The following is a 23,124-nucleotide window of genomic DNA, read 5'->3' as shown; positions in this document are numbered from 1 at the left end:
CCTCAAGTCTAGAGCGAGCCGCCGACGGTGCTCCCGCCGCCTCCTGCCGGTTCGCTGTCAGCGTTCCAGCGCTCGCGCCAGCGGCGGATGAGCCGCTCGTCGCGCTCGATGCCGTAGGCGTCGAAGAACGTCTCCTCCCAGCCGGTGCCGTAGTTCCACTCCAGCGACATCGAGGCGATCGCGAGATCCGACCAGCGGTCGGCCGCGCCGAGGGCGCCGAGATCGACGTGGGCGAGGAACGCGCCCTCGGCGTCGAGCAGGGTGTTCGGCGCGCAGGCGTCGCCGTGGGCGACCACGGGATGCTCGACAGCGGGCTCCCCGTCGAGCCGGGGCCCGGCGAAGGGGCACTCGGCCACGGGCAGCGCCTCGTGCAGCCGGCGGAGCCCGGCGCCGATCGCCCGCACCGCCGTGCGGGGATCGGCGCGCCAGCGGTCGCTCACGGCCGAGTCGCCGGGCAGGGCCGCGGTGAGCATCCACTCGGCGGAGCCGCCCGCGCCGTCGTCGGCCTCGCCCGCATCCAGCACCCGGGGCACGGGGTGGTAGCGACCCGCCCAGTCGAGGCGGGCCCGCTCGTCGGCGAGGGCGACCTCGCGGCCGGCCGGGCTCCACTTGAGGATGAGCGAGGCGCGGGCGCGATGCGGGTCGAGCCGCACCGTGAGCCCGCCGAGGCCGTTGCGCCAGACCGGGATGACGCGGGAGTCGGGCGCGAGACGGGCAGCCAGAGCGCGCAGGGCGTCCGGGAGCGGGGCGTCCGCGCGCAGCAGCTGCGCGGAGAGGTCGACCCGATCGGTCACCGGGCTACCAGCGGCCGAGCGCGGCGGAGAGCACCGCGATCGCCGCGGGACCGGCGGTGGAGGTGCGCAGCACCGTCGCGCCGAGGCGCACGCGGCGGGCGCCCGCCCGCTCGAGGGCCGCGAACTCCTCCGGGGTGATGCCGCCCTCGGGGCCGACGACGAGCAGGATCTCGGTGACGCCCGCCGGCTCCCCGAGCGCCGCGGCGTCGAGCGCGCTGAGCGCCGTGGTGCCGAGCGGATCGAGCACGAGCGCGAGGGTCGTCGGGGCGCCCTGCTCGATGCGCCGCGCGAGAGAGGCGGTGGCGGTCACGGGCGCGACGACCGGCACGTGCGCGCGGACGGCCTGCTTGCTCGCCTCGCGCACGATCGTCTGCCAGCGCGCGCGGCCCTTCTCGGCCTTCGCGCCCTCCCAGCGCGAGACGCTGCGGGCGGACTGCCAGGGCTGCACCCCGTCGACGCCGAGCTCGGTCGCGGCCTGCACGGCGAGCTCGTCGCGGTCGCCCTTGGCGAGCGCCTGCACGAGCGTGAGCCGCGGGCTCGGCTCGGGCTCGTGCCGGATCGACTCGGCACGCAGCAGCACCTCGTCACGATCCGACTGCACGACCTCGCCCTCGACGACGAGGCCCGCCCCGTCGCCGATCGCCACGCGCTCGCCCGTGCGGAGTCGGGCGACGGTGACGGCATGCCGGGCATCCGCCCCCCGCAGCGCGACGACCCCACCCGGGCCCTCGGGCTCGACGAGCGACTCGTCGAGGTAGAAGTGGGCCACGCCGGCGGCCTAGAGGTGGAGGAAGCGGTCGCGCAGCTTGGAGAACAGCCCCTGCTGGAAGGTGGAGAACTGCGGCGGGATGGGGCGGCGGCTGTTCGCGAAGTCCTGGACGAGCTTCGTCTCCTTCGAGTTGAGCCGCACCGGGGTCACGACCTGCACGCCGACCTTGAGATCGCCGCGACCGCTGCCGCGAAGGCGCGTGATGCCGCGCTCCTTGATCGTGATGATCTCGGCGCTCTGCGTGCCCGGCTTGATCTCGACGCTGACATCGCCGTCGAGCGAGGCGAGAGTCGCCGTGGTACCCAGGATGGCGTCCGTCATCTGCACCTCGAGCGTCGCGAGCAGGTCGTCGCCCGATCGACTGAAGGTGTCGTGGGTCTTGACCTTGATCTCGAGGAACAGGTCGCCGTTCGGGCCGCCGGCCGGGCCGACCTCGCCCTGCCCGGGCATCTGGATGCGCAGGCCCGTGTCGACCCCCGCGGGGATCTCGACGGGGATGGTGCGCCGAGCGCGCACCCGGCCCTGGCCCGCACAGGTGGGGCAGGGGCTGGGGATGACCGTGCCGTAGCCGCGGCACGTGCCGCAGGGGCTCGAGGTCATGACGTTGCCGAGCAGGCTGCGCACGGTGCGCTGGATCTGCCCCGAGCCGCGGCAGATGTCGCAGGTGGCCGGCTCGGTGCCGGGCGAGCAGCAGCTGCCGTTGCAGGTCTCGCAGAGCACCGCGGTGTCGACCTCCAGCTGGCGGGTCGTGCCGAAGACGATCTCCTCGAGCTCGACCTCGACGCGCAGCAGGGCGTCCTGCCCGCGCTCGCGGCGCGAGCGGGGCCCGCGCTGCGACTGCCCGGCCCCGAAGAAGGTCTCGAAGATGTCCCCGAAGCCGCCGAAGTTTCCGCCGCCCGCGCCGCCGAAGCCGCCCGAGCCGCCGAGGTCGTACTGCTGGCGCTGCTGCGGATCGCTGAGCACGTCGTACGCGTGCGTCACGAGCTTGAACCGCTCCGCCGCGTCGCCCGAGGGGTTCACGTCGGGGTGCAGCTCGCGCGCGAGCCGGCGGTACGCCTTCTTGATGTCGTCCGCGCTCGCATCGCGGGCGATGCCGAGAACGTCGTAATGGTCTGCCACGTGCCTAATCCTCACCGAGCAGCCGTGAGACGTAGCGCGCGACGGCGCGCACGGCTGCCATGTTGTTCGAGTAATCCATCCGAGTGGGGCCCAGCACCCCGAGTTTGGCCGATCGGTCTGCACCGACTCTGTACGCGCTCGTGACGACCGCGGTCTCGCGCAGCACCTCGTCGTTCTCGCGCCCGATGCGAGCGGAGACGCCGAACTGGTCGAGCTCCATCTCACGGAACAGCTTCAGCAGCGTCACCTGCTCCTCGATCGCCTCGAGCACCGGGTAGACGCTGCCCGCGAAGTCGCCCTCGGTGCGCACGAGGTTCGCCGCCCCCGCGATGACGAGGCGATCGCTGCGATGCGCATCCACGTGACCGACGAGCGAATCGGCGATGACGGCGACGGATGCGCGCCGCTCGGGCGCGAACTGGGCGGGGAGGGCGGCCGCGACATCCGGCACCTGGACGAGCTCGGTGCCGTCGAGCGAGGCGTTGATCTTCGCCCGCAGCTCGCCGATGAACACCTCGTCGGTCTCGGCCGGCAGCTCGATGATGCGCTGGTCGACGCGCCCGCCGTCGGTGATGAACACCGTCATGACGCGGGTGGCCGACATCGGGATGAGCTCGACGTGGCGCACGCGGGCGTTGCCGAGAGTCGGGTACTGCACGAGCGCGACCTGGTTCGTGAGGTGGCTGAGCAGACGCACGGTGCGGCCGAACACGTCGTCGAGATCGACGGACTGATCGAGGAACGCCTCGATCGCGCCGCGCTGGGCGGCGGTGAGCGGGCGCAGATCCTGAAGCTGGTCGACGAAGAGCCGGTAGCCCTTGTCGGTGGGCACGCGGCCGGAGGAGGTGTGGGGCGCCGCGATGAGCTCCTCCTCCTCCAGCTGAGCCATGTCGTTGCGGATGGTGGCCGCGCTCACCCCGAAGCTGTGGCGCTCGACGATGCCCTTGGAGCCGACGGGCTCGCGCGAGGAGACGTAGTCCTGCACGATCGCCTGCAGCACCTGCATGGCGCGCTCGGAGACCATCACCCACCTCCTCCCGTTGGCACTCGTGAAGCCTGACTGCCAATTCTACCGCGGCTCGCGCCCCCGCGATCGTTGCCCGCGCGGTGCGGCGGCGCTACCGTGTGCTTGTGCGGGCGCCTCCGGGCGACCGGCGCCGTCCGTGCGGAGCCCCGCGCGATCGTCATCACCATCCGGAACCACCTCCGAATCGACGCGTCGAAAGGCACCCACCATGACCGCCACACCCCCTCCCGCATCCGCCGCCGCCGCACCGCTCAGCGAGGCGGAGGACCGCCAGTGGGCCTCGTTCGCCCACCTCGGCGGCATCCTCGGGATCCTGCCGTCGCTCATCATCTACCTCGTCTTCAAGGATCGCGGCGCCTTCACGCGCACCGAGTCGAAGGAGGCGCTGAACTTCCAGATCACCCTGCTCGGCATCCAGATCGTCGCCTACATCGTGGGCACGATCCTGATCATCGTGTTCATCGGCTTCCTCTTTTACGTCGTGACCTGGGCCGCGTACATCGCCGGCCTCATCTTCTCGATCCTCGCGTTCCTGAAGTCGAAGGACGGCCAGGCCTACCGCTACCCGTTCGCGCTGCGCCTCATCAAGTAGGCCGCCGCACCTCGGAGGGGCCCGACCATCCCCGGTCGGGCCCCTCCGTCGTCCGCGCGAGCGGCACCGCCCATTCCGAGCAGCGCCCCCGCGGGCCATACTGATCGCATGACCGATCAGCCTCCCGCGAACCCCTACGCCACCGGCCCCGCGACCATGCGCCCCGAGGACGAGAAGCTCTGGTCGATCCTCACCCACATCGGCGGCATCGTCGTGTTCCTGATCGTCCCGCTCGTCGCCTACCTCGTGCTGCGCGACCGCGGCCCCTTCGTGCGGCATCACACCGGCCAGGCGCTCAACTTCCAGCTGACGATGCTCATCGCCTACGTGGTCGGCTTCGTCACGAGCTGGTTCGGCCTCGGGTTCCTGCTCATCCTCGCGGCGGGCATCCTCACCCTCGTCTTCGGCATCATCGCGGCCGTCGCCGCCTCGCGCGGCGAGTTCTACCGCTACCCGCTCGCGATCCCCTTCACGCGCTGAGCCCGCGGCACGCCGCGCTCAGTCGTCGGGCAGCAGCCGTCGCACGACCGCGTCGGCGAGCAGGCGGCCCCGGCGTGTGAGCACGACGCGGCCGCGGAACGCCGACGCCGCCTCGACGAGCTCGTCGGCGATGAGCCCCGCGATCGCCGTCCGCCCTGCGGGGCTGAGCGCGTCCGTCGCGAGCCCCTCGACCAGCCGCGTCTCGAGCATGACGCGCTCCACCCGGCGGGTCTCCTCGTCGAGCGTCTCGCGGCCCGCGGCGGGCGAGAGCGCGGCCGCGAGGCGCTGGGCGTACGCGGCGGGGTGCTTGACGTTCCAGAACCGCGTGCCGCCGACGTGGCTGTGGGCGCCCGGGCCGATGCCCCACCAGTCCTGACCCGTCCAGTAGGAGCGGTTGTGCCACGAGCGCTGCTCGGGCGAGAGCGCGAAGTTGCTCACCTCGTACCAGCCGTAGCCGGCCTCGGCCATGCGGGAGTCCAGCAGCTCGTAGAAGCTCGCGTGCAGGTCGTCGTCGACGCCGGGCACCTCGCCGCGCGCGATCTGCCGGGCAAGCTTCGTGCCCGGCTCGACGATGAGCGCGTAGGCGCTGAGGTGATCGGGATGCTCGGCGAGAGCCGCGTCGAGGCTGCGGCTCCAGTCCGCCATCGACTCGCCCGGGGTGCCGTAGATGAGGTCGAGGCTCACGGCGAGACCCGCGGCGCGGGCCTCGGCCACCCGCAGCGGCACGTTCGCCGGATCGTGCGTGCGCTCGAGCACGCTCAGCACGTGCGGCACCGCCGACTGCATGCCGAGGCTCAGCCGGGTGAACCCCGCCGCGGCCAGGTGCTCCAGGCCCGCGGCATCGATCGAGTCGGGGTTCGCCTCCGTCGTGATCTCCGCGCCCTGCGCGAGGCCGAAGCGCTGCTCGACGGCCTCGAGCATGCGCACGAGGTCGTCCGGCGGCAGCAGGGTGGGCGTGCCGCCGCCGAAGAACACGGTCCTGACCGGCCGCGCCGGCAGGCCGCTGCGCTCGAGCACGGAGGCCGCGACGTCGAGCTCGGCGATGGCCTGGTCGGCGAAGTCCGACCGCGAGACGCCGCGCACCTCCTCCGCGGTGTAGGTGTTGAAGTCGCAGTACCCGCAGCGCACCCGGCAGAAGGGCACGTGCAGGTAGATGCCGAGGTCGCGCGACTCCGCGCCCTGCGCGGCGCTCGGCGGGAGCATCCCGTCATCGGGGGCGGGATCGGCGATCGGCAGGGCGCTGGGCACGCTCCATCCTCCCACCGGCGGCCTCGGCGCTCGCCCCGTCGACGACTCAGGAGATGCGCGCGCCGGGGCGGTCGACACGCCGCTCCCCGCGGGGTCGCGCGCCCGAGCATCCTGATTCGTCGACACGGGGTCGAGCGGTACCGGCGCGCGGCGTCCAGGTGATGCGCGCCCACGGCGGCGATGATGGGCGCATGAGCGACACGACGCCCGCGCCCGCGCTGCCCGAGACCGTGGAGGTGCTCGTCGTCGGCGGAGGGCAGGCCGGGCTGGGGATGGGGTACCGCCTGCGCGAGGCCGGGATCCCGTTCGTGATCGTCGACGACCGCGCGCGCATCGGCGACGTCTGGCGCGCGCGCTGGCGCAGTCTCGTGCTCTTCACGCCGCGCCGGTTCGCAGCCCTGCCCGGTCGACCGCTGCCGAGGTCGACCTCCTTCTACCCGTCCAAGGACGAGATCGCCGACTACCTCGAGCGGTACGCCGAGGACCACGCGCTGCCCGTCGTCACCGGCGCGCGCGTGACGGCCGTGCGTCACGAGGGCGGGGAGTTCGTGACCGAGACCTCCCGCGGCGTCGTGCGCGCACGGGCGGTCGTCATCGCGACCGGCCCGTTCCAGTACCCGAGGGTGCCGCGCCTCGGGGCGAAGCTCGCCGCCTCCGTCGCCCAGCTGCACTCCAGCGCCTACCGCTCTCCCGACGATCTGCCGACCGGCCGCACGGCCGTCGTCGGCGGCGGCAACTCGGCCGCGCAGCTCGCCGTCGAGCTCGCCGCGACCCGCGAGGTGACGATGGTCGCGCCGGCGCCGCCCTGGTTCATCCCCGAGCGCATCCTCGGCATCTCGGTCTACTGGCCGCTGAAACTGCTCGGCATCCTCGGCTCGCCGGCCGAGAGCCGCATCAGCCGCTACATCCACTCGCGCGGCGACGGGATCCTCGGCACCGAGGCGAAGCGGGCGGTGCGCGCCGGCCGCCTCGCCCTTCGAACGAGCCGCGTGGTGGATGCCGAGGGCGAGACCCTCGTGCTCGCCGACGGCTCCCGGCTGGAGGTCGACGCCGTGCTGTGGGCGACGGGGTTCCGCACCCACTACCCCTTCGTGCAGGTCGACGGGGCGCTCACCGAGCACGGGGCCCCCGTCCACGACGAGGGCGTCTCCCCCGTCGCCGGCCTGTACTGGATCGGCCTGCCGTGGCAGAGCCGCCTCGACTCGTCCATCCTGCACGGCATCGCCGCGGACTCGCGCGACCTGCTCGCCGCCCTGCGCGCGCACCTGGGTCGCCCCGCCCGCAGCGCCTCTGCCAGGCTGGACGGGTGACCGAGACCCCCGCTCCGACGCCCACCACGATCCTCTGGGACGTCGACGGCACTCTGCTGTTCAACGCCGCCTCGGGCGGGGGCGAGCTCTACCACCGGGCCGTCGAAGCGGCGGTCGGCCGTGAGCTGAGCCCGCCGCTCCCCCGCGCGCACGGCAAGACCGACGGGCAGATCCTGTTCGAGATCCTCGAGGCCTTCGGCTACCCCGCAGAGCGGCAGCGCGAGGCGCTCGCGCAGCTCGACGCCCTCTCCGTCGCCCGGCACGCGGCGGGCGAGCGGCGCACGATCGCCCCGGGCGTTCCCGAGGCCCTGACGGCGATGGCCGACCGCGGCTTCACGAACGCGCTGCTGACCGGCAACTCGGCGACCCGCACCCGGGTCAAGCTCGAGGGAGCCGGTCTGGAGCCGGAGCTCTTCGACTGGAGCCGATCGCACTTCGGCGGCAGCGCGCGCGTGCGCAGCGAGATCACCCTCGCCGCGCGAGCGGGCATCCCCGACGATCGGCTGGTCATCATCGGCGACACCCCGCGCGACGACGAGGCCGCACGGGCTGCGGGCATGCCCTTCATCGCCGTCGCGACCGGCGTCTACTCCGTGGAGGAGCTGCAGCGGACGACGGCGATCGTCGTCGTGCCCGACCTCGCCGCGGGGCTGCCCGCCGTCCTCGCCGCGCTCGACGCTCTCTGAGCGGCGAGCCGCCCCGCCGCCCCGCCGCCCGGCGCGAGAGCCTCACGCCCCCTGCACGAACCAGATCTCGCCCATGCGGTAGACCATGACGGCGACGGCGAGCGCGACGACGCCGAGGATCACGGTCGCCCATCGGGAACGGTCGACGAGACCCCAGATGATCGCCGCGGGCGGCAGCAGCAGCGCCGAGACGAGGTAGATCCAGTACTCGAGGAGGTCGCCGGTGGGCTGGTTGCCGACGACGGGCGCGACGATCGAGATGACCACCTGCGCGAGCAGCAGCAGGGTGAGCAGCGCGCTGAGCCCGTTCGTCAGGTCGCTCGGGGGCTTGCCGATGCCGCCCGCCACGAGGCAGACGATGCCGATGACGACCGCGACCACCACCTGGGCGGTCGTGTACCACTCGATCACGGGATGCTCCTGCCGTTCGCGCCCTCGCCGACGGGGCGACGGGATGCCCGCCCGCGGTCGCTCACGCGGGGAACCCCACCAGCGTACGGCCGACCCCGCGCCGCACGCTGATGAGCGCGACGAGGCGGCCGTCCTCGGCCACCGCCGCCACGGGCTCGGCGTCCTCCTGCCCGGTGAGGTCGAGCTTCTTGCCGTGCCCGAGGTCGACGGCCTGCTCGGCATCGAGCCGCAGCACGGGGAACAGACGCTCGGCGACGGAGGCGGCCGGCAGGAGCGCCGCCGGGCCCTCGTCGGCGAGCCGATCGAGGTCGATGGCGCTCGCGACGGGGAAGGGTCCGACCCGGGTGCGGCGGAGGGCCGAGAGGTGGCCGCCGACGCCGAGAGCCGCGCCGAGGTCGCGCGCGAGGGCGCGGATGTAGGTGCCCGACGAGCAGTCGATGCGGGCATCCACCTCGATGGCGGCGCCCGTGCGGCGCACGGCCAGCACGTCGAAGGCGGCGACGGTGACGGCGCGGGCCGCGAGCTCGACCTCCTCGCCGGCGCGCACGCGGTCGTAGGCGCGCTTGCCGTCGACCTTGATGGCGCTCACGGCGCTCGGGCGCTGCTCGATGGGCCCGGTGAGCCGCGCCACCTCGCGCGCGAGGCTCTCGTCGGTGACCGCCTCGAGCGCCTCGACGGTGGCGGGCGAGCCCAGTGGTTCGCCCTCGGCGTCGTCCGTGGTCGTCGCGCGGCCGAGCACGATGGTCGTCTCGTACTGCTTGTCGAGGCCGACGAGGTAGGTGAGCAGGCGCGTCGAGGCACCGACGCCGAGCGTCAGCAGCCCCGTCGCCATCGGGTCGAGAGTGCCGGCGTGGCCGACCTTCCGCGTGCCGAGCGCGCGCCGGGCGCGGGCGACGACGTCGTGGCTGGTGTGCCCGGCGGGCTTGTCGATGAGGAGCATTCCGCTGGTCACCGCTCCACGGTAGCGCCCCGCCGCACCGTAGGATTCGCAGGGTGCGGGACGGGCGGCGGATCGGGGTGCTGGGGGCGGGCGCCGTCGGCGGAGCCCTCGCCGCGCTGCTCGACCGCGCCGGGCACGAGGTGCTCGTCACCGCGCGGGGCGAGCACGCCGACGCCCTGCGCGCGCACGGGCTGCTGCTCACCGGCGGGTGGGGCGAGTCGGTGCATCCCCTCGCCGTCGTCGACCGTCTGCCGGCCGATCTCGATCTCGTCGTGCTCGCCACCAAGGCGCACGACTCCGCGGCGGCGCTCGAGGCGGCCCGCGAGTGCGACGGCGTGCCCGTCGTGGTCGTGCAGAACGGCCTGGGCGGGGCCGATGCGGTGCGGGATGCCTTGCCGCACTCCCCCGTCGCCATCGGCCTCGCCCTCTTCGCCGCGAGCCTCGTCGGCCCGGGGCGCATCGCCATCACCGGCCCGGCCGGCCTCACCCTCGGCGGGGACGCCGCCGCCCTCGCCGTGGCGCTGCCGCTGCTGACCGAGGCCCTGCCCGCCCCGGTCGGCACGGCGGGCGATGTGCTCGGCGCGCAGTGGACGAAGCTGCTCGTCAACCAGGTCAACGCCCTGCCCGCGATCACCGGGCTCAGCGTGCAGCAGGTCGTGGCGCACGACGCCCTGCGGCGCCTGCTCGTGGCGAGCATGCGCGAGACCGCCGCGGTGGGGCGCGCCCTCGGCGTGGCCTGGGCGACCATCGGCCCCGTCGGGCCGGCCGCGGTGGATGCCCTGCTCGCCGAGCGCGCCGCACCGGGCGGATCGCTGCCGGGCGAGGACGTGCCGCGCGCGCTCGCCGCCGGCATGGGCGACGAGCCGAACCCCGCCTCGACGCTCCAGAGCATCCGGCGCGGGCGCACGACCGAGATCGACGCTCTCAACGGCGCCGTCGTGGCGGCCGGGGGGCGGGCGGGGATCGCGACGCCCGTGAACGCGGCCCTGGTCGCGCTGGTGCACGGGGTCGAGCGCTCGGGGGCGTTCCTCGCGCCCGAGGCGGTCGTGACGGCCGTCGAGCGCGGGCTCGGCGACCGCTGATCAGCACGCCCGTCGAGCGCCGCGCCGGGCAGGAGACGACGGAACGGGCCGGTCCCCCACCACGAGGACCGGCCCGCTCAGGCGACGACGAGGACTACGCCATCGACTTCGTGTGCCAGACCGTCTTCGTCTCGACGAAGGCCGTGACGCGCTCGAGCGAGGGCGCCGGAGCGCCGGAGACCGGGGGCAGCACGCGCGTGAGCGTCTCCGCCGCGGCGATCTGCAGGTCGATCCAGGCCGCGCCGTCGCCGATCGATCCCGCACCGGCGAGGTCGAGCGCGTTGACGTCGGCGTGCGAGGCGAGCCACGGCGTGATCTCGGCCGGCGAGCCGGTGAGGATGTTGATGACGCCGCCGGGCACGTCGCTCGTGGCGAGCACCTCGCTGAGCGAGATCGCCGAGAGCGGCGAGGCCTCGTTCGCGACGACGACGACGCTGTTGCCGCTGAGCACGATCGGCGCGACGACCGCGGCCAGGCCGAGAAGCGAGACGCCCGTGCGCTCCTGCGGCGCGATCGCGGCGACCACGCCCATCGCGTCGGGCACCGAGATGTTGAAGTACGGGCCCGAGACGGGGTTGCCGTTGCCGGCGACCTGCGCGTACTTATCGGCCCAGCCGGCGTACCAGACCCAGAGGTCGATGGCGGCGTCCACCTGGGCGCCGGCCTGAGCGGCGGTGACGCCCTCCGACTCGACGATCTCGGCGAGGAACTGGGCGCGACGCCCCTCCAGCAGCTCGGCGATGCGGTAGAGCACCTGGCCCCGGTTGTAGGCCGTGGCGGAGGCCCACTTCGGCTGCGCGGCCCGCGCGGCGACGACCGCGTCGCGGGCATCCTTGCGCGAGGCCATCGCGGCGTTCGCGAGGAAGCCGCCCTTCGGCGTCGTCACCGCGTAGGTGCGGCCGCTCTCGCTGCGCGGGAACGCTCCGCCGATGTAGAGCTTGTAGGTCTTGGGCACGGTGAGTCGGCTCACTTGGCCACCGCCTTCCTGGCCTTGCGGCCCGATCGAGTGGATGCTGCTGCCGACTCGGCCGGGGCGTCCCAGCCGCTCGCCTCGAGGTACGCGGCGAGCCCGTGGCGGCCGCCCTCGCGGCCGTAGCCCGACTCCTTGTACCCGCCGAACGGCGAGGAGGGGTCGAACTTGTTGAAGGTGTTGGCCCAGACGACGCCCGCGCGCAGCTGGTCGGCGAGGGCGAGCATGCGCGAGGCCTTCTCCGTCCAGATGCCGGCCGAGAGGCCGTAGGGGGTGTTGTTCGCCTTCGCGACCGCCTCGGCGGGGGTGCGGAAGGTCAGCACCGAGAGCACCGGCCCGAAGATCTCGTCGCGGGCGATGCGGTGCGAGGTCGACACGTTCGTGAAGATCGTCGGCGCGAACCAGAACCCGTTCTCGGGGATCGCGCACGCGGGGCTCCACCGCTCGGCCCCCTCCTGCTCGCCGATCTCGCTCAGCGCGCGGATGCGGCCGAGCTGCTCGGCCGAGTTGATGGCGCCGATGTCGGTGTTCTTGTCGAGCGGGTCGCCGAGGCGCAGCGTCGAGAGGCGCTGCTTGAGCCGGTCGACGACCTCGTCGTGCACGTTCTCCTGCACGAGCAGGCGCGAGCCGGCGCAGCAGACGTGGCCCTGGTTGAAGAAGATGCCCGAGACGATGCCCTCGATGGCCTGGTCCATCGCGGCGTCGTCGAAGACGATGTTCGCGCCCTTGCCTCCGAGCTCGAGGGTGAGCTTCTTTCCCGTGCCCGCCGTCGAGCGGGCGATCTCGCGCCCGACCGGGGTGGAGCCCGTGAAGGCGACCTTGTTGACGTCGCCGTGGTTGACGAGCGCGCGACCGGTCTCGCCCGCACCGGTGATGATGTTGACGACGCCCGCGGGCAGCTCGGCCTGCTGGCAGATCTCGGCGAAGAGCAGCGCCGTGAGCGGGGTCGTCTCGGCGGGCTTCAGCACGACGGTGTTGCCGGCGGCGAGGGCCGGGGCGATCTTCCACGCGAGCATGAGCAGCGGGAAGTTCCACGGGATCACCTGGGCGGCGACGCCGAGCGCGCGAGGGTTCGCGCCGAGGCCGGCGTACTCCAGCTTGTCGGCCCACCCGGCGTAGTAGAAGAACCAGGCGGCGACGAGCGGGATGTCGACGTCGCGGGTCTCCTTGATCGGCTTGCCGTTGTCGAGGCTCTCGGCCACGGCGAGCTCGCGCGAGCGCTCCTGGATGAGGCGGGCGATGCGGAAGAGGTACTTGCCGCGGTCGGAGCCGCTCATGCGCGACCAGGTGCGGTCGTAGGCCCGGCGGGCGGCGGCGACGGCGCGGTCGACGTCGGCCTCGTTGGCGCCCGCGATCTCGGCGATGCGCTTCTCGGTCGAGGGGCTGATGCTGAGGAAGGATTCGCCGCGGCCGTCGACGAACTCGCCGTCGATGAAGAGGCCGTAGCTCTCGCGGAGGTTGAGGATGCTCGTCGACTCGGGAGCCGGAGCGTATTCGAGGAAGCTCATGGTCTAGTCCACCGTCACGTAGTCGGGGCCGCTGTAGTGGCCGGTCGTCATCTTCTGCCGCTGCAGCAGCACGTCGTTCACGAGGCTCGAGGCCCCGAAGCGCCACAGCTGCGGTGTGAGCCACTGCTCGCCCACCGTCTCGGCGACGGTGACGAGGTAGCGCACGGCGTCCTTCGAGGTGCGGATCCCGCCCGCGGGCTTCATGCCGATCTGCTCGCCCGTCAGGCGGTGCCAGTCGCGGATGACCTCGAGCATGAGCAGCGTGACGGGCAGCGTCGCCGCCGGGCTCACCTTGCCGGTCGAGGTCTTGATGAAGTCGGCGCCCGCGAGGATCGAGAGCCAGGATGCCCGGCGCACGTTGTCGTAGGTCTGCAGCTCGCCGGTCTCGAGGATCACCTTGAGGTGGGCGTAGCTGCCGTCGGCACGGCGGCAGGCCTCCTTCACCGCGACGATCTGGTCGAAGACCAGCCCGTACCGGCCGGAGAGGAAGGCCCCGCGGTCGATCACCATGTCGATCTCGTCGGCACCCGCGCGCACGGCGTCGGCGGTGTCGGCGAGCTTGATGTCGAGGCTCGCGCGGCCGGAGGGGAAGGCGGTGGCGACCGCGGCCACCTGGATTCCCGTGTCGCCGCCCGCGGCGTGGTGGCCGCCGAGCGCCTCGACGGCGTAGCCGACCATGTCGCCGTAGACGCAGACCGCGGCGACCTGGGGGGCGCTGAGGTCGCTCGGGTCGGGCGTGATCGCCTTGGCGACGAGCGAGCGCACCTTGCCGGGGGTGTCGGCGCCCTCGAGCGTCGTGAGGTCGCAGGTGCGGATGATCGTGTCGAGGGCCCAGGCCTTCGACGTGGTCTTGATCGAGCGGGTCGCGAGCGAGGCCGCGCGGGCCTCGAGGCCGATCGCGTCGACGCCGCTCAGGCCTTCGAGATGCAGGCGCAGGGCCTTCTCGGTGAGGTCGCCGCCGAGCAGGCGCACCGCTCGGTCGGCGGGCGCGAGCGCCACGGGGTGGTCGATGGTCATGAGGCGTCTCCTCCAGAGGGGACATCGTGGTGGTCGGGGGTGCCCGCGCCCTCCTCGTCGAGGAGCGCGCGAGCGGTGTGCTCATCGGTGACGAGCACCGAGCAGAGGGAGTGGGCGACGATCGCACGGGCGATCGGGTGCTTCGACTCGCCGCCGATGACGAGGATGCTCGTGGCGGCGCCGCGCAGCTCCTCCAGCGAGAGGCCGAGGGTACGGGCATCCAGCTCGGGGTCGGCGATGGTGCCCTCGGCCGTGATGTACCGGCCGATCACATCGCCCACCGCGCCCCGGGCGACGAGGTCGTCGATGTCGGCGGGCGTGAGGTAGCCGCTGTCGACGTGCACCGAGGTCGTGTCGGCGACCCCGGCGCTGTAGAGGTAGGCCGCGGCGCCCCGCGCCATCTGCACGACGCCGCCGACGGTGCGGTCGCCCTCGATGGCCTTCTTCGTCTCGAGGCGCTCGAGGATGGCGGGGCTCGGCAGCAGGGTGGCCTGACCGCTCGCCTTCTGCGCGATCATGACGGCGGTGCTCGCCGCGGTGCCGGGGCGCTTGGAGAGGCTCACGCCGCCGTTGATCTGCACGACGTTGACGCCCGTGGACCAGCCCATGGGCAGCGCCTCGGCGACCTGGTGCAGAGTGCGGCCCCAGCTGACGCCGAGCAGGCGCGGCACGGGGCGCACGCTCACGAGGTAGTCGGCGGCCGCCTCGGCGACGCGGGCCTGCAGCTCCGCATCCTCGACCGGCGCGGGCACGACGATGGCGTCCTTCAGCCCGTACCGCGCGGTCAGCTCGCGCTCGAGGGCGAGACGCCGGGCGCGGGGGTGCACGATCTCGATGCGGATGATGCCGCGCTCGCGCGCCTGGGCCAGCAGCCGGCCCACCTTCCAGCGGGTGACCCGAAGGATGGCCCCGATCTCGTCCTGCGTCTTGTTCTCCTCGTAGTAGAGCTCCGCGGCGCGCACGGCGAGCAGTTCGGAGGCGGAGGCGCTGTCGGTCGACACGATGGGTCTCTTCCGTCGGTGCAGGGGCGGGATGCTCGTCCCAGGCTATGCCCGCTCCCCCGGGCTCGCCAACATATGTTGCTGGCCTGCTCAGATGAGCACAAGCTGCGCGGCCGCGCCGCGCGCGCATCGGTACTCTGGAGCGACGCCGCCCCGCACGTGGGCCCGTACTGGAAGAGGACCCCCGTGACCGAGTACGCCCTCGCCGTCGATCTCGGCGGCACCAAGGTCGAGTCGGCTCTCGTCGACGAGCACGGCGCCGTGCTGGCCGCGAGCCGGCACCGTCGCCCGACCGGCAGCGCGTCGACCTCGGAGCAGCTCGCCGCCGCGGTCACCGGGGCCGTCGCCGACGCCCTCGCCGCGCTGCCCGCCGACGCGCGCCTCGCCGGGGCGGGCATCGGCTCGGCCGGCCCCATCGCGGGCACCTCGGGCGACGTCTCCCCCCTCAACCTCCCGGCCTGGCGCGACTACCCGCTCGGCGGCCTCGTGGCCGGCCTGCTGCCCCACGGCGTGCCGGTCACGCTGCGGATGGACGGCATCTGCATCACCCTCGCCGAGATCTGGACGGGCGCGGCGCGCGGCGAGGAGAACGTCATGGGCATGATCGTCTCGACTGGCGTCGGCGGCGGGCTCGTGCTCGGCGGGCACGTCGTCACCGGCCGCTCGGGCAACGCCGGCCACATCGGCCACGTGCAGGTCGCCGGCTTCGACGACCTCTGCGCCTGCGGCGCCCGCGGCTGCCTCGAGGCCGTCGCCTCGGGACCGCGCTCGGTCGCCTGGGCGCGCAGCGAGGGCTTCACGGGCGCGACGGGTGAGGATCTCGCCGCGGCCGCCCGCACCGGCGACGAGGTCGCGCGCGCGGCGATCGAGCGCTCGGCCACCGCCGTCGGCCGCGCGATCGCCTCGGCCTCGGCCCTCGTCGACCTCGACGTCGTCGCGATCGGCGGAGGCTTCTCGCACGTCGCGGACGACTACGTCGCCCTCGTGCAGCAGGCCGTCAGCGAGCACAGCGACTTCGCCTTCGTGACCTCGACCCGGGTGGTCGCCTCGGCCCTCAGCGGCGAGGGCCCGCTCGTGGGGGCCGCGGCGCTCGTGCACCGGCGCGATCTCGTCGTCTGAGCATCCCGCCCCCGCGATCGCGGAGAGGACGGCGCCCGTCGTCAGCGCGCTCGACGGGCCAGCTCGGCGTCGACCGTCTCGCCCGAGCGCAGGAACGGGATCGCGGTGAGCGCCAGCAGCGCGACCGTCGCGAGCACGATGAGCGCCGGCGCCCATGATCCGGTGAGGGCGTTGATGCCGCCGAAGGCCAGCGGCACGGAGGCGGCGATGCTGTAGCCGACGGCCTGCACGAATCCGCTCAGGGTCGTCGCGGTGGCCGGGCCGTCGCTGCGCTGCGAGATGAGCGCGAGGCAGACCGGGAACAGCACCTGACCCGCTCCCATCAGCGCGACCCACAGGAGCGGCGCAGCGGTCGGCAGCAGCAGCATGCCGCTGAAGCCGGCGACGCCGCAGGCGGCACCCATGACGATGAGCGGCGTCGGCCGTCGGAGCCTCCCGACGAGGACGGGGGCGATGAGGCTCAGCGGCAGCCCGACGATCGCGAACACCGCCAGCGCGGTGCCCGCCGCCGCCTCGGAGAGCCCCGCGACGTCCTGCAGCACGAGCGGGAGGATGGCGAACACCGAGTAGGCCGTCATGCTCGAGGCCGTGAAGGCGATCGTGATGCCCCAGGCGACCCGCGAGCGGCGCAGGTCGCGGAACCGCCCGGTGTCGGGCTGCTCGATCGCCACGGCGAGATCGATCTCGCCGGTCGGCGGATCGGTGGGGGCGGGAGGCCGCGGCGGGCGCAGGGCGAGGACGGCCCACGGCGCCGCGGCGAGTACGGCGACCACCGCCCACAGCCCGAGGGCGACCCGCCAGTCGACGGCGTCGGCGACGGGCACGCCGATCGCGGGCGGCAGCGCCGTGGAGATCGACATGAGCGTCGCGTAGGCCGCGGTGACGGTGCCCAGAGCCAGCGGGGCGTACCGCTTCACGGCGGGCGGTAGGAGGACGTTGCCGAACCCTGCGCCCATGAGCACGATCGCCGTGCCGAGCACGAGCGCGAGGTAGTCGGGCGCCGCCGCGCGGAGCAGATGGCCGACGACCATCGCGAGCACGGCGAGCAGGAGCGAGCGCTCGAGCCCCCAGCGCCGTGCCACGAGCGGTGCGACGATGCCGCTCAGGGCGAAGGCGACGGGCGGCACGACGCCGAGGAGGCCGATCGCCGTGGGATCGAGGGCGATGTCGGCGTCGATGCGGGCAGCGAGCGGTGAGAGCGCCGCCACCGCCGAGCGCACGTTGAGCGCGATGAGCAGGATGCCCGCGAGCCCCAGCAGGCGCAGGGACCGCGGCGACAGGGCGCCGGAGGGCACCGCGGCTAGGCCGCGTCGGGCAGCGGCAGACCGAGCACCGAGCGGATCTCGAGCTCGTCGCGGCCCATCTGGTCGGCGAGGGCGTCGGCGCTCGGGAACTTCTGCATGCCGCGGATGTAGGCGACGAACTCCAGCTCGACCGTGCGGCCGTAGAGGTCGACGACCACGTCGATCGCGTGCGCCTCGACCGTCTTCTCGGGCACGTCGCCGAAGGTCGGGTTGTTGCCGACCGAGACGGCCGCGCCGTAGCGCTCCCCCTCGACCGAGAGCCAGCAGGCGTAGACGCCGTCGGCCGGGATGAGCCCCTCGGCATCGTGCGCGAGGTTCGCCGTGGGGTATCCCATCTCGCGACCGCGCTGATAGCCCGGCACGACGAGCGAGCGGATGCGCGGCGCCCGACCGAGCGCGGCCGTCGCCTCCTCCAGACGCCCCGCCTCGATGGCCTGGCGGATGCTCGTGGAGGACACCCGCCGCCCGTCGACCTCGCACACGTCGTCGACGAGGCCCACGACGAAGCCGTGCTGCTCGCCGAGCTCGCGCAGGGTGGCGACCGTGCCGGCGCCGCGCGCCCCGAAGCGGAAATCGCTGCCGACGAGCACCTCGGCGCTGCCGAGCGCGTCGACGAGCACCTGCTGAACGAACTGCGCGGGGGCGAGCGCGGCGAGCTCGGCGGTGAAGGGCAGCACGACGACGAGTTCGACGCCCGCCTCGACGAGCGCCTCGGTCTTCTGGGCGACGCTGAGCAGGGGGGTCGGAGCGCGATCCGGCGCGAGCAGCTCGGCGGGGTGGCGGTCGAAGGTGACGACGACGCTGCGGGCGTCGGGATGCGCGGCGGCGCCCTCGAGCAGCGTCGCGATGACGGCGCGGTGGCCGCGGTGCACGCCGTCGAACTTGCCGATCGTCACGACCGAGGGACGGGCATCCAGCGGCAGGCCGCTGAGGCCGTGCACGACCCGGCCGGTCATGCGGCGACCTGCGCGTCGAGAGAGCGGCGCACGCGGCGCAGCCACAGCAGACCCAGCACGGGCAGCACCAGGGGGATGAAGAGGTAGCCCTGGCCGAAGCGCGACCACACCGTGTCGTCGGGGAACAGCACGGGGTCGATGAGGCTCAGCGTGCCGACCACGAGCACGCCCAGCAGCTCGAAGCCGATCGCGACGAGCGCCGTGCGGTACGCCCCGCGGCCGCGGCGCACGAGCGCGACCGTCGCGACGATGTAGACCACCGCGGCGAGGGCGGAGAGCGTGTAGGCGACGGGCGCCTCGGCGAACTTCGTGCCGATCTGGTACCCCGATCGACCGGTGGCCGCGAGGGCGAGAATGGCGTAGACGACGACGAGCACGCGGCCGATGCCGGTCGTCGTCGGGCGGGGTTCCTCGGTCATCGGCACCAGACTAGGTCAGTCATCCTGAGCGTCGCGCGGGGCCTCGACGGCCGACTCGGAGTCGACGCCGATCGGTCCGGCGAGGGCGCGCAGGTAGCGCCGCGACCAGGTCTCCTGGAACACGCGCAGGGCGGGGGCGACGAGGCGCCAGCCAAGATTCGCGGGGCGGGAGAAGGCGCGGATGCTGAGCCACACCGAGCCGTCCTCGGTGCGCTCGACGACGAACAGCTCCTCCCCCGATTCGGGATGCCCCGGCAGGGTGCCGTAGGCGAACCCCCGTCGATCGGGCTCGTCGACGATCAGCACGACCCGCGCGGGCGCGGTCACCCTGAACAGGCCGAGCACCGGCACGTGGAGCACGATCGTCTCGCCCGGGAAGGTCAGCTGCACGCCGTCGGCCGTGTACTGCGGCTCCGACCCCAGCTCGGCGGCGCCGATCGGCTGCCCCTCGTCGTCGAACTGCACGGGCTGGTAGCCCGACTCGGCGAACCCGTCGGCGGATGGGATGCGCTCGACGCGCATCCCGGAATGGTGCTGGATGCCCCAGGTGAGCACCTGGTCGCAGGCGTACTGCCAGCGCGCCTCGCCGTGGCCGATGCGGGCGCGGTACTCGGCCGGGCGGTGCCCCTTCGGCGGGTACTGCATGAGATCGACGGCCTGCGTGCCCCCGACGGAGCCGTAGGTGACGCTGCGCTGCGCCACGGGGGTGCGGGCCATGACCTACTTCTTCTCCTTCTTCGTCTCGGTGTCGCCGGAGAGCGCGGCGATGAACGCCTCCTGAGGAACCTCGACGCGGCCCACCATCTTCATGCGCTTCTTGCCCTCCTTCTGCTTCTCGAGGAGCTTGCGCTTGCGGGTGATGTCACCGCCGTAGCACTTCGCGAGGACGTCCTTGCGCATCGCGCTGATGGACTCGCGCGCGATGATGCGGGCGCCGATCGCGGCCTGGATGGGCACCTCGAACTGCTGGCGCGGGATGAGCTTCTTGAGGCGCTCGGTCATGAGCACGCCGTAGGCGTAGGCCTTCTCGCGGTGCACGATGGCGCTGAACGCATCGACCGCCTCGCCCTGCAGCAGGATGTCGACCTTGACGAGGTCGGCCTCCTGATCGCCGGTCGGCTCGTAGTCGAGGCTCGCGTAGCCGGCGGTCTTGCTCTTGAGCTGGTCGAAGAAGTCGAAGACGATCTCGCCGAGCGGGATCGTGTACTTGATCTCGACGCGGTCCTCACCGAGGTAGTCCATGCCGATGAGGGAGCCGCGGCGCGACTGGCACAGCTCCATGATCGTGCCGACGTAGTCCTTCGGGGCGAGGATGGCGGCCTTCACCATCGGCTCGCTCACGCTGGCGATCTTCGCGCCCGTCGGGAACTCGCTCGGGTTCGTGACCGTGAACTGCTTGCGGTCGTCGGTCGTGACCTCGTAGGTCACGCTCGGCGCGGTGGAGATGAGGTCGAGGCCGAACTCGCGCTCGAGGCGCTCGGTGACGATCTCGAGGTGCAGCAGGCCGAGGAAGCCGCAGCGGAAGCCGAAGCCCAGCGCGACCGAGGTCTCGGGCTCGTAGTTGAGCGCGGCGTCGGAGAGCTTGAGCTTGTCGAGCGCCTCGCGCAGGACGGGGTAGTCGCTGCCGTCGATCGGGTACAGACCCGAGAAGACCATGGGCTTCGGGTCGGTGTAGCCGGGCAGCGCATCGGTGCTGGGCTTGCGCGCCGTCGTGACCGTGTCGCCGACCTTCGACTGGCGCACGTCCTTCACGCCGGTGATGAGGTAGCCGACCTCGCCGACCCCGAGACCCTGGCTGGGCGTCGGCTCGGGCGAGCTCACGCCGATCTCGAGGAGCTCGTGGGTGGCCTTGGTCGACATCATCTGGATGCGCTCGCGCGGGCCGAGGCTGCCGTCGATCATGCGCACGTAGGTGATGACGCCGCGGTAGGCGTCGTAGACGGAGTCGAAGATCATCGCGCGCGTCGGGGCGCTCGCGTCCCCGACCGGGGCCGGGATGCGCTCGACGACCCGGTCGAGCAGGTCCTCGACGCCGAGGCCCGTCTTGCCGCTGACCCGCATGACGTCGTCGGGGTCGCCGCCGATGAGGCTCGCGAGCTCCTTCGCGTACTTGTCCGGGTCGGCGGCGGGCAGGTCGATCTTGTTGAGCACCGGGATGATCGTCAGGTCGTTCTCGAGCGCCAGGTAGAGGTTCGCGAGCGTCTGCGCCTCGATGCCCTGCGCGGCGTCCACGAGCAGGATGGCGCCCTCGCAGGCCGCGAGGCTGCGGCTCACCTCGTAGGTGAAGTCGACGTGGCCGGGCGTGTCGATCATGTTGAGGGCGTAGGTCGACTTCTCGACCTGCCACGGCATGCGCACGGCCTGGCTCTTGATCGTGATGCCGCGCTCGCGCTCGATGTCCATGCGGTCGAGGTACTGGGCGCGCATGTCGCGATCGCTCACGACGCCCGTCACCCCGAGCATGCGATCGGCGAGGGTCGACTTGCCGTGATCGATGTGCGCGATGATGCAGAAGTTGCGGATCATCGACGGATCGGTCGCGGCGGGGGCGAGGGGCGTGAGGGAGCGCGGAGACATGTCGCGCCATTCTCCCACGACGCGGGCGCCCGTCCGTGCGAGGGCGGGATGCCCGGCGCGAGCATCCCGCGACGACGCGCCCGCCGCCCCGATTGCCGGTGCCGCTCGGCGACTGGTAACGTTGCCTGTTGGCTTGCGTGTCAGGAAGCCCTCTCTCTTCCGACACGGAATGCGGCCCCAGTTCGCCACGGAGCATCACCGCTCCAGGCACCCCCACGGCGGCCGCGTCACTCATCCGACCACCTCGAAGAAAGACAGTCATGGCGAACATCAAGTCGCAGATCAAGCGCATCAAGACGAACCTCAAGGCGCAGGAGCGCAACAAGGCCGTCAAGAGCGAGCTCAAGACGGCCGTGCGCCGCGCCAAGGAGGCCATCTCGGCCGGGGACAAGGAGAAGGCCGCCGCCGCCCTCGTCGTCGCGACCAAGAAGCTCGACAAGGCCGCCAGCAAGGGCGTCATCCACAAGAACCAGGCGGCGAACCGCAAGTCGGCCATCGCCAAGCAGGTCGCGGCGCTGTAGCTCGACCTCCTCGCACCACCGACGCCCCGCTCCGCCTCACGGCGAGCGGGGCGTCGTCGCGTTGCGGGAGGGCCGGGCGCCCCGTTCCGTCTCACGGCGGGCGGGGCGTCGTCGCGTTGCGGGAGGGCCGGGCGCCCCGCTCCGCCCCAAGGCGGGCGGGGCGTTCGCGTTGCGGCGGGGGCGGGCGGTCGCGGTTCAGCCGACGGGCAGGCCTCGCGCGGCGACCATGCGCACGAGCATCTCGAGCGAGTAGACCGGGTCGCGGCCGGCGCCCTTGACCTGCGCGTCGGCGTCGGCGACGGCGAGGATGGCGCGGCCGAGCCCCTCCTCGTTCCAGCCCTGCAGGTCGCGGCGGGCGCGGTCGATCTGCCAGGGGGCGAGCCCGAGCGATCCGGCGAGCTGCCCGCCCGAGCCGCGGCTGCCGCCGACCTTCGCCATCGTGCGCAGCTTCATCGCGAAGGCCGCGACCATCGGCACCGGATCGGCCCCGGTCGCGAGCGCGTGGCGAAGCAGGCCGAGGGCCTGACCGTAGTCGCCGGCGATCGCGGCGTCGGCCACGGCGAAGGCGTTCGTCTCGACGCGGCCGCCGTAGTAGCGGGTCACCGTCTCGACGGTGATGTCGCCGGTCGTGTCGGCGAGCAGCTGCTGGCAGGCGCCGGCGAGCTCGGCCAGATCGTCGGTGAAGGCGCTCACGAGCGAGCGCAGCGCGGCCGGTGCGATCGCGCGCTGAGCATGCCGGAACTCGGCCGCCGCGAACTCCGCCCGATCGCTGTCTCGCTTGAGCTCGCTGCAGACGACCTCGACGGCGCCGCCCTTCCCCGAGCGCACGGCGTCGAGCAGCCGCTTGCCCCGCACGCCGCCGCCGTGCCGCAGCACGACGACGACGTCATCGGCCGGGGACTCGAGGTAGTCGATCATCTCGAGCAGGAACGCGTCGGTGGTCTTCTCGACGTTCTCGACGCGGATGAGCCGCGGTTCCCCGAACAGGCTCGGGCTCGCGAGCGTGAGCAGCTCGCCGGGACCGTAGCCGTCGGCGGTGAGGTCGTGCACCTCGAGGCTCGGATCGCGGTCGCGCAGGGCATCCCGCAGCAGGCGGCTCGCGCGATCGGCGAGGAAGTCCTCAGGACCGCTCAGCAGGATGACCGGTGCCGGGCGGATCTCGTGCCAGGCGAGCTGCGGGATGGCGGCCTTGGCGGTCTTCGCACCGCGCGCTCCTCCGCGGGGGGACGCTGCCATCGTGCTCCTCGGTGCTGGGGGGATTTGCGGGTGGACGG

At 73.0% G+C, this 23,124-nt stretch carries 24 protein-coding genes; 7 read left to right on the top strand and 17 right to left on the bottom strand.

The genetic code is table 11. The features are described from left to right. Positions 1-8: 8 nt before the first annotated feature. From OVN18_RS10975 to hrcA, 4 genes are read right to left on the bottom strand one after another with little or no spacing between them, the layout of a single operon-like run. Complete coding sequence (locus OVN18_RS10975; protein ID WP_267780824.1) at positions 9-794, bottom strand: phosphotransferase; 786 nt, start codon at positions 792-794, stop codon at positions 9-11. A 4-nt stretch (positions 795-798) separates the two neighbouring features. Continuing rightward, positions 799-1,563 carry a 16S rRNA (uracil(1498)-N(3))-methyltransferase gene (locus OVN18_RS10970; RefSeq protein WP_267780823.1) on the bottom strand — a complete coding sequence of 255 codons (765 nt, stop codon included), beginning with the start codon at positions 1,561-1,563 and terminating at the stop codon, positions 799-801. 9 nt (positions 1,564-1,572) lie between these two features. Beyond that, entirely contained in the window at positions 1,573-2,682 is a 1,110-nt protein-coding gene (gene dnaJ / locus OVN18_RS10965; protein ID WP_267737068.1) for a molecular chaperone DnaJ, read from the bottom strand. A 4-nt stretch (positions 2,683-2,686) separates the two neighbouring features. Beyond that, positions 2,687-3,706 (bottom strand): heat-inducible transcriptional repressor HrcA, encoded by a 1,020-nt coding sequence (gene hrcA / locus OVN18_RS10960; RefSeq protein WP_267739386.1) that lies wholly within the window; start codon positions 3,704-3,706, stop codon positions 2,687-2,689. A 211-nt stretch (positions 3,707-3,917) separates the two neighbouring features. On the opposite strand from hrcA, the gene OVN18_RS10955 reads away from it, so the two are divergent. Continuing rightward, positions 3,918-4,301, top strand: a complete 384-nt coding sequence (locus OVN18_RS10955; RefSeq protein WP_267780821.1) for a DUF4870 domain-containing protein — start codon at positions 3,918-3,920, stop codon at positions 4,299-4,301. A gap of 108 nt (positions 4,302-4,409) precedes the next feature. Then, entirely contained in the window at positions 4,410-4,781 is a 372-nt protein-coding gene (locus tag OVN18_RS10950) for a DUF4870 domain-containing protein (protein ID WP_267780820.1), read from the top strand. An 18-nt stretch (positions 4,782-4,799) separates the two neighbouring features. On the opposite strand, the gene hemW is transcribed toward OVN18_RS10950, so the two are convergent. Continuing rightward, complete coding sequence (gene hemW, locus OVN18_RS10945; RefSeq protein ID WP_267780819.1) at positions 4,800-6,029, bottom strand: radical SAM family heme chaperone HemW; 1,230 nt, start codon at positions 6,027-6,029, stop codon at positions 4,800-4,802. 191 nt (positions 6,030-6,220) lie between these two features. On the opposite strand from hemW, the gene OVN18_RS10940 reads away from it, so the two are divergent. Next, positions 6,221-7,339 carry a flavin-containing monooxygenase gene (locus tag OVN18_RS10940; RefSeq protein WP_267780818.1) on the top strand — a complete coding sequence of 373 codons (1,119 nt, stop codon included), beginning with the start codon at positions 6,221-6,223 and terminating at the stop codon, positions 7,337-7,339. Continuing rightward, positions 7,336-8,025: an HAD family hydrolase gene (locus tag OVN18_RS10935; protein WP_267780816.1), complete on the top strand. Its 690-nt coding sequence runs from the start codon at positions 7,336-7,338 to the stop codon at positions 8,023-8,025. Before OVN18_RS10940 ends, OVN18_RS10935 begins: the two co-directional genes overlap by 4 nt. A gap of 42 nt (positions 8,026-8,067) precedes the next feature. Here the strand turns inward: OVN18_RS10935 and OVN18_RS10930 are convergent, their stop codons facing one another. Together OVN18_RS10930 and truB are read right to left on the bottom strand one after the other, a co-directional pair. Next, positions 8,068-8,436: a hypothetical protein gene (locus OVN18_RS10930; protein ID WP_267780814.1), complete on the bottom strand. Its 369-nt coding sequence runs from the start codon at positions 8,434-8,436 to the stop codon at positions 8,068-8,070. Between the two features lie 61 nt (positions 8,437-8,497). Continuing rightward, positions 8,498-9,376: a tRNA pseudouridine(55) synthase TruB gene (gene truB, locus OVN18_RS10925; protein ID WP_267783014.1), complete on the bottom strand. Its 879-nt coding sequence runs from the start codon at positions 9,374-9,376 to the stop codon at positions 8,498-8,500. 53 nt (positions 9,377-9,429) lie between these two features. Here truB and OVN18_RS10920 point away from each other — a divergent pair, with 53 nt between their 5' ends. Then, complete coding sequence (locus OVN18_RS10920) at positions 9,430-10,458, top strand: ketopantoate reductase family protein (protein WP_267780812.1); 1,029 nt, start codon at positions 9,430-9,432, stop codon at positions 10,456-10,458. Between the two features lie 94 nt (positions 10,459-10,552). Here the strand turns inward: OVN18_RS10920 and OVN18_RS10915 are convergent, their stop codons facing one another. Genes OVN18_RS10915 through OVN18_RS10900 form a run of 4 tightly spaced genes read right to left on the bottom strand, consistent with a single transcriptional unit; the run spans position 10,553 to position 14,954 of the window. Further along, positions 10,553-11,428, bottom strand: a complete 876-nt coding sequence (locus tag OVN18_RS10915; protein ID WP_267780810.1) for an aldehyde dehydrogenase family protein — start codon at positions 11,426-11,428, stop codon at positions 10,553-10,555. Next, positions 11,425-12,936, bottom strand: a complete 1,512-nt coding sequence (locus tag OVN18_RS10910; RefSeq protein WP_267780809.1) for an aldehyde dehydrogenase family protein — start codon at positions 12,934-12,936, stop codon at positions 11,425-11,427. The genes OVN18_RS10915 and OVN18_RS10910 overlap by 4 nt, the downstream gene beginning before the upstream one ends. 3 nt (positions 12,937-12,939) lie before the next feature. Continuing rightward, positions 12,940-13,953, bottom strand: coding sequence for a deoxyribose-phosphate aldolase (deoC, locus tag OVN18_RS10905; RefSeq protein ID WP_267737059.1), 1,014 nt, complete (start codon positions 13,951-13,953; stop codon positions 12,940-12,942). Continuing rightward, positions 13,950-14,954 carry a sugar-binding transcriptional regulator gene (locus OVN18_RS10900; protein ID WP_267780808.1) on the bottom strand — a complete coding sequence of 335 codons (1,005 nt, stop codon included), beginning with the start codon at positions 14,952-14,954 and terminating at the stop codon, positions 13,950-13,952. The genes deoC and OVN18_RS10900 overlap by 4 nt, the downstream gene beginning before the upstream one ends. 186 nt (positions 14,955-15,140) lie before the next feature. Between OVN18_RS10900 and OVN18_RS10895 the strand changes: the two genes are divergently transcribed. Next, positions 15,141-16,073, top strand: a complete 933-nt coding sequence (locus OVN18_RS10895; protein ID WP_267780807.1) for an ROK family protein — start codon at positions 15,141-15,143, stop codon at positions 16,071-16,073. Positions 16,074-16,114: 41 nt separating this feature from the next. Here OVN18_RS10895 and OVN18_RS10890 read toward each other — a convergent pair whose 3' ends face one another. From OVN18_RS10890 to lepA, 5 genes are read right to left on the bottom strand one after another with little or no spacing between them, the layout of a single operon-like run. Beyond that, the gene (locus OVN18_RS10890; protein WP_267780805.1) at positions 16,115-17,368 is read right to left on the bottom strand and encodes an MFS transporter; all 1,254 of its coding nucleotides are present in this window, start codon (positions 17,366-17,368) and stop codon (positions 16,115-16,117) included. Positions 17,369-17,373: 5 nt separating this feature from the next. After that, on the bottom strand, positions 17,374-18,333 hold the full coding sequence (locus OVN18_RS10885) for a bifunctional riboflavin kinase/FAD synthetase (RefSeq protein WP_267780804.1): 960 nt from the start codon (positions 18,331-18,333) through the stop codon (positions 17,374-17,376). Beyond that, on the bottom strand, positions 18,330-18,752 hold the full coding sequence (locus OVN18_RS10880) for a hypothetical protein (protein ID WP_267780803.1): 423 nt from the start codon (positions 18,750-18,752) through the stop codon (positions 18,330-18,332). Before OVN18_RS10880 ends, OVN18_RS10885 begins: the two co-directional genes overlap by 4 nt. A gap of 15 nt (positions 18,753-18,767) precedes the next feature. Beyond that, positions 18,768-19,469: a DUF1990 family protein gene (locus OVN18_RS10875; protein WP_267780802.1), complete on the bottom strand. Its 702-nt coding sequence runs from the start codon at positions 19,467-19,469 to the stop codon at positions 18,768-18,770. A gap of 3 nt (positions 19,470-19,472) precedes the next feature. Next, positions 19,473-21,329, bottom strand: coding sequence for a translation elongation factor 4 (lepA, locus tag OVN18_RS10870; protein ID WP_267780801.1), 1,857 nt, complete (start codon positions 21,327-21,329; stop codon positions 19,473-19,475). 260 nt (positions 21,330-21,589) lie between these two features. Between lepA and rpsT the strand changes: the two genes are divergently transcribed. Then, positions 21,590-21,850, top strand: coding sequence for a 30S ribosomal protein S20 (gene rpsT / locus OVN18_RS10865; RefSeq protein WP_267737044.1), 261 nt, complete (start codon positions 21,590-21,592; stop codon positions 21,848-21,850). A 195-nt stretch (positions 21,851-22,045) separates the two neighbouring features. Here rpsT and holA read toward each other — a convergent pair whose 3' ends face one another. Beyond that, positions 22,046-23,086, bottom strand: a complete 1,041-nt coding sequence (gene holA, locus OVN18_RS10860; RefSeq protein WP_267737043.1) for a DNA polymerase III subunit delta — start codon at positions 23,084-23,086, stop codon at positions 22,046-22,048. Positions 23,087-23,124: the final 38 nt, after the last annotated feature.

This window comes from Microcella daejeonensis (assembly GCF_026625045.1).
GTDB classification, from domain to species: Bacteria; Actinomycetota; Actinomycetes; order Actinomycetales; family Microbacteriaceae; genus Microcella; species Microcella daejeonensis.
This window is presented reverse-complemented; position numbering and strand designations above follow the sequence as displayed.